The sequence below is a fragment of the Phytoactinopolyspora endophytica genome (genome assembly GCF_004138495.1).
Lineage (GTDB): Bacteria > Actinomycetota > Actinomycetes > Jiangellales > Jiangellaceae > Phytoactinopolyspora > Phytoactinopolyspora endophytica.
Map to the genome: position 1 here is coordinate 144,162 of NZ_ML142863.1, position 4,434 is coordinate 148,595.

Annotated in this window: 3 protein-coding genes; 1 reads left to right on the forward strand and 2 read right to left on the reverse strand. The window is 66.7% G+C overall.

Annotated elements, in window-relative coordinates; all coding sequences use genetic code 11:
• Both ELR45_RS24920 and ELR45_RS24925 read right to left on the reverse strand, forming a co-directional pair.
• The coding region (locus tag ELR45_RS24920) for a LacI family DNA-binding transcriptional regulator (protein ID WP_165368085.1) at nt 1-493 on the reverse strand (493 nt) is incomplete at its 3' end.
• A 13-nt stretch (nt 494-506) separates the two neighbouring features.
• Nucleotides 507-3,533 carry a carboxypeptidase regulatory-like domain-containing protein gene (locus ELR45_RS24925; RefSeq protein WP_205857204.1) on the reverse strand — a complete coding sequence of 1,009 codons (3,027 nt, stop codon included), beginning with the start codon at nt 3,531-3,533 and terminating at the stop codon, nt 507-509.
• 213 nt (nt 3,534-3,746) lie between these two features.
• Here ELR45_RS24925 and ELR45_RS38965 point away from each other — a divergent pair.
• Nucleotides 3,747-4,434, forward strand: a 688-nt coding sequence (locus ELR45_RS38965; protein WP_205857205.1) for a LacI family DNA-binding transcriptional regulator, incomplete at its 3' end; no start/stop codon positions are given.

The window sequence follows — 4,434 nt, forward strand, 5'->3', positions numbered from 1 at the left end:
CCGTGTCCGTGTCACCGACGATCACCACCCGGCCGCCTTCTCGCTGGTAGACGCTCAGCTCGTCCACGAGACGGCCTCCGAGAACATCCCCATCGACACGGCCGGTGGTCAGGACGAGCGCACGCGGACGCAACGCCCGCAGCCGACGGATCGTCTCCAGCTGCCGCTCCGGCGTCCCATGGGTCGGCGACACGGTGACGAAGGCGCCCGAGTTGCGCGCTTGCTGTTCCATGGCGGCGACGACGAGCCCGATCGACGGGGTGGTGAGGTCATCGGCCACCAGGGCGATCGAGTCGCTGACCCGGCGCATGGCACGAGCCGCGGCGTCTGCTGTGTAGCGCAGAGCCGCGGCCGCCGCCAGAACGCGTTGCTCGTACTCGGGCGCCACCGAATGCGAGCGACGACCCAGGACACGGGACGCCGTCGCCACCGAGACTCCCGCCGCGGCGGCGACATCATGCAAGGTGACGGTCTGTCTCGATGCATGCGGCACGTGCGTACTTTATCTATCCGTGCGACCACTCGGTGCGCAAAGACTCAGCGAAGTCGATGAGCCGGCCGCGGACATCCTCGTCTTCGACCTCCTCCGCGAACCGGATGAACCGGTCGATGGCGTCCTCGGCCTGGTCGATCTGGCCCTGATCGGCGAGACGCTCCGCGATGGACAGCTGCCTGCGGAGCTTGTTGTAGTGCCGTCGCTCCAGATCGCCGTCCGCATAGAGGTCGTCGAGCAGGTTCCCGTCGTCCGATTCCTCAACGAAGGTGTCGCCCTGCGCGACGCGGACATCGTCCACGTGGACGCTGCCGTAGTTCGAGCTGTTGGCGTAGTAATCCACCTGCGCGACGCCGTCGATCGTGTTCCGGAAGCCGGCGTCGGTGAAGACACGTTCACCGTCGAGATACAGGTCGAAGTTCTGGTTGACCGTGTCGATCACGACGCCTACGCGGTACCAGCGGCCGAGCTCATAACTGCCGATAGTCTGCGTCGACGTGCCCGAGTACGCCACGATGGATCCCTTGGTGAACGCGAGACTGACGGCGTTCTGGCCGTTGCTCCCGCGAATGTAGGGCACGCCCCACCAGTGGTTTCCGGACACATACTGCTCGTCGATCATGATGTTCGCCTCGACCGAGACGAGCCCGGTGAGTGCGGGTGTGAAGGTCTGCGACAGGCTGGTCGAGCCGCTGTTGGTCGTCCTCGTCAGCTTGGCGCTCTTGTCCGACGCGCCCGGCGTCTCTACCACGTCGATCGCACCACCGGACGGGTCGACGGCGAGGCCACCTGTCCCGTCGGGCAGCGCACCCGTGGCCACGTCGTCGAAATCGTGCACGGCGACGTCGTCCGGGCTGGGGCCCGCCAGCAGCAGTGCGCCGACGTCCGTGGTGATCAGCGGCTCGACGGCGACATCGGATCGCTCCTGGGCGATCAGCCCGTCGGCCTCGGCGCGGACCGTGTAGCCCTCGCCGATGGGTACCTCCTCTGCCAGGAAACCGCCGTCGTCCCCGGTCGTCGTCGCGGCGACGGCGTCGTCGCCGTCGAGGACGGTCACCCGCACCGCGGACAACGGCTGTGCGGCCTGATCGAGCACCTGACCGGCCACCTGGCCGATCGTGCTCGTCGACTCCATGACAAGCTCGATCGTGGTCGTGTTGCCGTGCCGGACGTCGACGGTCTGTGTCACCGTCCCGTATCCCTGGCGTTGTGCGGTGACCGTCACGCCGTCGGCGAACGCCACATCGTGCACGGCGAACCGGCCGTCGTCGCCGGTCGTCGCGGCCTCCCCCGCACCCTCGACGGTGACCGAGACGTCGGAGATCGGCGAACCCGCCGAGTTCCGCACGATTCCGGTGACCGCCTCGGTGGCCGCGCCGTCAGCAGTGGTGTACTCGAAAGCACCGCGGTCGGCCCCGCCGTTGTACAGGGGCATTCCGGCGAAGTCGCGGCCGCCGTTGTCGTCGATGCTCAAACCCGTGTTGATCGCCGCCGAGCCGGACTGGACCTGCAGCCCGTGCGCGGTCTGTAGCTGCGGCCCCGTCTCCGGCGTGCCGTGCGGGCCGTCGAGCGACGGGTCGACGAACATCGGGTCCGCCACGATGGCGTCCGCGTCGTTGCCCGGGATCAACAGGTCGGCGCCACCGTAGAGGTTGTTGCTGTACCGGACCGTGTCACTGGAGCTCAGCGTCGCATTCGCCCGCGTCGAGTAGAGGACGTTGTTGGTGATGTTGTAGCTCGATTCGAGGTACTCCCCGAACCCGTAGATCAGGTAGTCGCTGCTGTCGTTGTAGATGGTGTTGTTGTAGACCTCGGCGTGCGCGGCCCGGTTGGAGTGCAGGTAGATCGGGTACCTGGTGCTGCCGGCGATGACGTTGTTGCGCACGACGACGTCGCCGAAGCTGAACTGGATCAGCGCGATCCCGTCACCGTTGCCATGCACGAAGTTGTGCTGGATGAGGTGGTTCGTGGTGCCCCGGTCGGGGTCGATGGCGTTGTGGTCCGCGCCGCCGGCCTTGCGCACGGTCTCGTAGACCTCGTTGAACTGGATGGTGACGTCATCGGCGTAGTACGACTCGATGCCCGACGTCCCGGTTCGATACACCACGTTCGAGTCGACCAGGCCGCCGCGGACGTTGGTCAGGTAGATGCCGTTGCAGCCGTAGTCGGTGTCCGCCTGGCTGATGTAATTGTTCCGGATCACGATATCGGTGTGCGGCGCGAAGTCGGGATCGTCGGCGTTGCGCCGGGTTCCCCATCCCGTCCGTTCGGCGATGGTCTCACCGTCGTCGTTCTTGGCGTCGCCGGTGTACTGCTTGACGCTGATGCCGGCAAAGGACGTGTTGACGATCGTCGAGTTCTCGATCACCACGTCGTTCAGAATCGTGGGCGTCTCCGGCGGCGCGGAGATGTCCGGCACCGTGGTGTCGACGACGATGCCGCCGGTCTTCTTCGACGTGTCCCAACCGGTCTGGAAACGGATGCCCGGTCTGTTGCCGTCGGTGCTGCCGCCGATCCAGTTGACCTCACCGGTCACGTCGTGAACGTCGACTCCGTCGACGACGAAGCCGCTGAGCGTCTCACCGTTGTCCCCGCTGATGTGGACACCTCGCAGGTCACCCAGGTCTTGGTCGGGATCGCCGGACGACGGGCGCTCGTTGGTCACCTCAAGGTGCCGGATGGTCCAATACTCCTGGTTGAACAGCCGGACCGCATCGTCAATGGCGCCTTCCGCGTCGATGCGAGGCTTCGGCCCCTCGCCGTACCTGTCGATGACGACGGGGGCATCGACCTCTCCGGACCCCTTCGGCCAGAGCTGTCCGCTCCAACGCTCGCCGGCGCGGAGCAGAATACGGTCTCCAGGTTCGAAGGTCGTCTCGTTGACCCGTTCGAGGCTTTGCCATGCGTTATCTTCGTCCAAGCCCGACGCGGCGTCGTCTCCGCGGGTGGCGTCGACGTAGTACGTCATTGCGTCTGCGGCGTCGGACGACTCGGCGGCAGTGGCCGCCGCCGATCCGACGACCAGCAGCGATCCTGTCATGGCAGCAGACACCACGGTGGAGACGATCAAGCGGACTGGACGGCTGAGGCCCCGTAAACGGGCTCTCGTGGATGGCATCATTGCTCTCCTCCTGCGGGTCGAAGTCCGGTCCAGGCGTGAGAAAACGTATTCCACCATGGAGAGTGCGTGAGTATCAAGAGTCCACGCACTCTCGTCAGCGGTGAAGGCCGACGTTGGTGCACAATGTCGGTCATGCGGGAGGCATCGAAAGCGCTTGCAGATCGGGCATCGGGAACCGCGGGGCAACGGAGCGGGACACCGACCCTGCGCGACGTCGCCCGTGAGGCGGGCGTCTCCCCTGCCACCGCGTCACGCGCGCTTAACGGCAGCACCCGCAACGTACGCGAGGAGAACGTGGCCCAGGTGCTCGCCGCCGCCGCCAAGCTCAACTACGAGCCGCACCTGTCGGCCCAGGCCTTCGCCCGGGGCACGACGGCCACCGCGGCCCTCGTGGTGAGAGGCATCGACGACCCGTATTTCTCGTCCATCGCGGCTGGTGCCGTCCAGCGCGCGGAGGAAGACGACTTCATCGTGACCATGGCCGTAGCCGATCGATCGGCCGAAAGCGAGCTCAACATCGTCCGTACCCTGCGGGGGCAGCGACCACGTGCCATCATCTTGGCGGGGAGCCGGATCGAGGGCGCCGACGTCCGAGAGGCGTTGGTGGACGAGCTTGCCGCCTATCGGACGGCGGGCGGCAGCGTCGCCATCGTCAGCCAGCACGATCTACCCTTCGCCACCGTGAGCGTCGACAACGAGGGCGGCGCCGGACAGCTCGCCCGGGATCTGACCGCGATCGGCTACCGCCGGTTCGCGGTGCTCCACGCCGGCAGCGCTCTGTGGACCTCGCGGGAGCGGCACGAGGGCTTTCTGGCCGGCC

Excerpts from the sequence above, each read along its gene's own strand:
- ELR45_RS24925 (WP_205857204.1), bottom strand. The coding sequence starts at position 3,533 with ATGACAGGATCGCTGCTGGTCGTCGGATCGGCGGCGGCCACTGCCGCC.